The organism is Sphaerospermopsis sp. FACHB-1094, from assembly GCF_014696195.1.
Lineage (GTDB): Bacteria > Cyanobacteriota > Cyanobacteriia > Cyanobacteriales > Nostocaceae > Sphaerospermopsis > Sphaerospermopsis kisseleviana.
This window is the reverse complement of record NZ_JACJPT010000212.1, coordinates 1-3,418: the sequence shown is the minus strand read 5'-3', so window position 1 is coordinate 3,418 and position 3,418 is coordinate 1. Positions and strand designations below refer to the sequence as shown.

Genomic DNA, 3,418 nt, shown 5'->3' with positions numbered 1-3,418 from the left:
GACTGGTGACTGGTGACTGGTGACTGGTGACTGGTGACTGGTGACTGGTGACTGGTGACTGGTGACTGGTGACTGGTGACTGGTGACTGGTGACTGGTGACTGGGGAAGATTTTTAAATATTACCAATTACCAATTACCAATTACCAATTCCCAATTCCCAATTACCAATTCCCAATTACCAATTACCAATTCCCAATTCCCAATTCCCAAGCAATAGCTTACTGTTATTATCTATGGGGCTGGGATGTCCAGTGTGAGTAACTGCACTATATTTTTGAATGTAACGACGGACTTCTAAAGGAAAGTTGGGATAGTCTATTACTGCATCCCCATCGGCGATAGTTGCCCAAAAATCTCGTAAATCTGGGGCTAGTTGCTGTGCTTGGATTAATGGTAGATTTAAGGGAGGTAAAGTTAGTAATTTGATTAAAAAAGGGAAAGAGCGATCGCCCATCCATTGTTTTGATGATTCTTGCAAGTTAGGAAAATCTGGTACTGATTCCACGCGATGAGAAACTATTTGTAACCATTCTTTACCTAGATGATCTCGTTCAAATTCTAAAACACGGTAAGGATGGGGATAACTAACTAATGAACCAGTGGTAATATCATAGACTCCATCACCACACGCTACATCTTGAACGTGCAAATGTCCGGTAAAAACTAATCTCACTCCATGTTTACGCAGTAATTTTATAAGTTCTGGAGCATTTTCCAACATATAACGATTTGCCATTGGATGATTTGATTGATTTGGCAAATGTTCGACAACGTTGTGATGCACCATCACCAAAACTAAATCATTGTTAATTTTTGCTAGTTCTGTTTCTAACCACTGAAACTGCTGTTGATCTAAACGCCCTATTTGTTTACCATCCTCATCAAAGGTGTTAGAATTTAAACCTATTAGCCGCACTCCGGGCAATATTTGACAATTGTAGTAAGGTTGGTGTGGGTTTTCATAACCAAACTTGCGGTAATAATGGGGAAAATCTGCAAAACCTATGGATTGCTCGTTTGCTGATAATACGGGAACATCATGATTACCAGGAATAACATACACCGGAAAAGGTAGTTGAGAAAGTCTGTTTGCTAACCACGTATGATTTTCTGGTTCACCGTGTTGGGTTAAGTCTCCGGGAATCAGAAGAAAATCTAAATCAAGTTGTGTTAAATGTTCTAGTACACTTTCAAAGGCGGGAATACTGACTTCCACCAAATGAAATCGGCTGGGATGATCCCAAATTGTATGGGGTAGTGCAATGTGTAAGTCACTAACTATAGCAAAACGAAAGTTGATATCCATTGATTTAAAAAAATGTTAAAGCCGAAAGAGTAAATATACCCTTTTTACAAAAGTATAACTCTTGCCTTGTCTAGTTACGTACTAGCAACCAGACTTAATATTTGTATGTTTAACTTTTATTAGCGAAATTTTAGTGACAGGAGTAGTCAAAGGAGTATTTATTATGGCTGTGATTCGAGTTCGTCAGCACGTTAACCCCCTAGCGAGAAAATTTCAAACCCCTGTTGATCCCCCAGCATGGGAAAAAATCTATGCACAGTATCAACAACCCTTACATTTAGATATTGGATGTGCGAGGGGTAGGTTTTTACTTCAAATGGCACAGGTAGAAACAAACTGGAATTTTTTGGGTTTGGAAATTAGAGAACCTTTAGTTATAGAAGCAAATAGGATAGTTTCTGAGTTGGGTTTAACAAATTTACATTATTTATTTTGTAATGTGAATAATTCTTTGAGTCCAATTTTATCTACTTTAAAACCAGGAATTTTACAACGGGTATCAATTCAATTTCCTGATCCTTGGTTTAAAACTCGTCATGCTAAACGGAGAGTAGTACAACCAGAGTTAGTTGAAGATTTAGCTAATTATTTGGCTGTGGGTGGGGTGGTATTTTTGCAATCTGATCAGGAATTTATTGCTGTGGAAATGTGCGATCGCTTCCAAGAACACCCAGCATTTGCAAAAATGGGAACAGAAAAATGGTTAGCAGAAAACCCGCTTCCTGTGCCTACAGAAAGGGAAATTGCTACACAAAATAAAGGTGAACCTGTGTATCGGGCAATGTTTGTAAAGCATTAAATTTCAATTTTAATTACAGGTAAAGTAACTGTGAAAGTTGTTCCCACGTCTATTTGACTTTCAAATTTAATTTCACCACCATGCGCTTCCACACATTTTTTCACAATTGCTAAACCCATACCTGTACCGGAAATACCGCTGACATTTTCACCACGATGAAAGGGAATAAATAGTTGATTTTGATCTTTTGTCGAAATACCAATTCCCCAATCTTGAATTTTGAAGGTTGCTGTTTTTTCTTGTCTGGTTAATTCAAATTTGACTTTGCTATCAGGGTAGGAATATTTAATAGCATTACTAAGGATATTTCCTAAAATATGCCGTAATAAATTTTCATCCCAAAGAGTTGAGCTAAAGTCACCAGAACTGGTAAATTCTATAGTCACTCGTTTCTCTAAAGCAGTTAAATGAGTATCTTCTAATATTTGATGACAAAAAGCTTCTAAATTTAAAGGATAAAGTTGACATTGTAATTTGCCAGAATCAGCTTTACCAATAAAGGAAACTTCATCCAATAATTGTGCCATGTTTTTAATAGCAGAACGAATTATTTTTAGATGATTTAATTTTTTTTCTTGGGTTAATTTTTCATCGTTGTTTTGTAGCAATCCCGCAGCTAAAAGTATCGTATTTAAAGGATTACGAATGTCATGGGAAAGCATAGAAACAAATTCAGTTTTAAACTGATATAGTTCCTGGGCTTTTTCCAGTTCAGCAGTTCTTTCTTCAACTGTGATTTCTAATGTTTGATTGACTGTGCGTAATTGTTCTAAAACTTGTTTTCTGGCGATCGCATACTGAACTGAACGCACTAAAACATCTGGCTTTACTTGTCTTTTGACTAAATAATCTTGCGCTCCCTGTCTCACAGCTTCTATTGCTAATTCTTCATCATTGATATTAGTAAGAACAACAATAGGTGTGCTGGGTGCTTGACTCATTAGTAAGGGTAGGGATGATAATCCTTGACTATCAGGTAAGGTTAAATCTAACAAAATTACGTCATAGTTTTGTTGGCTTAATTCATGAAATGCATCTCGTAATCTTTGAACATGAACTAAACTAAACTCTTTTGATGGGGATTGCTTCAAAAACTCTTGTAACAACCTAGCTTCCGCCAAGTTGTCTTCAATTAACAAGATTTTTACCAAGCAAGTTGCAGTCATTATTTTCCAGGAGTCAGGAGTTCAGGAGTCAGGAGTTCAGGAGTCGTAAGGGCGAAGCATTCGGGCGATAAATTATCAATTTTTATCACAGGTTATTTTCCTGTAAGGGCGAAGCATTCGGGCGATAAATTATCAATTTTTATCAC

Annotated in this window: 3 protein-coding genes; 1 reads left to right on the top strand and 2 read right to left on the bottom strand. The window is 36.9% G+C overall.

Annotated features, from left to right (window positions below):
* Positions 1 to 176: 176 nt before the first annotated feature.
* Complete coding sequence (locus tag H6F47_RS27080) at positions 177 to 1,307, bottom strand: metallophosphoesterase (protein ID WP_190651837.1); 1,131 nt, start codon at positions 1,305 to 1,307, stop codon at positions 177 to 179.
* 163 nt (positions 1,308 to 1,470) lie between these two features.
* Here H6F47_RS27080 and trmB point away from each other — a divergent pair, with 163 nt between their 5' ends.
* Complete coding sequence (gene trmB / locus H6F47_RS27075; protein ID WP_190651835.1) at positions 1,471 to 2,106, top strand: tRNA (guanosine(46)-N7)-methyltransferase TrmB; 636 nt, start codon at positions 1,471 to 1,473, stop codon at positions 2,104 to 2,106.
* On the opposite strand, the gene H6F47_RS27070 is transcribed toward trmB, so the two are convergent.
* Positions 2,103 to 3,272 carry a hybrid sensor histidine kinase/response regulator gene (locus H6F47_RS27070; protein WP_190651833.1) on the bottom strand — a complete coding sequence of 390 codons (1,170 nt, stop codon included), beginning with the start codon at positions 3,270 to 3,272 and terminating at the stop codon, positions 2,103 to 2,105. The two genes, trmB and H6F47_RS27070, sit on opposite strands and share 4 nt — an antisense overlap.
* Positions 3,273 to 3,418 lie beyond the last annotated feature (146 nt).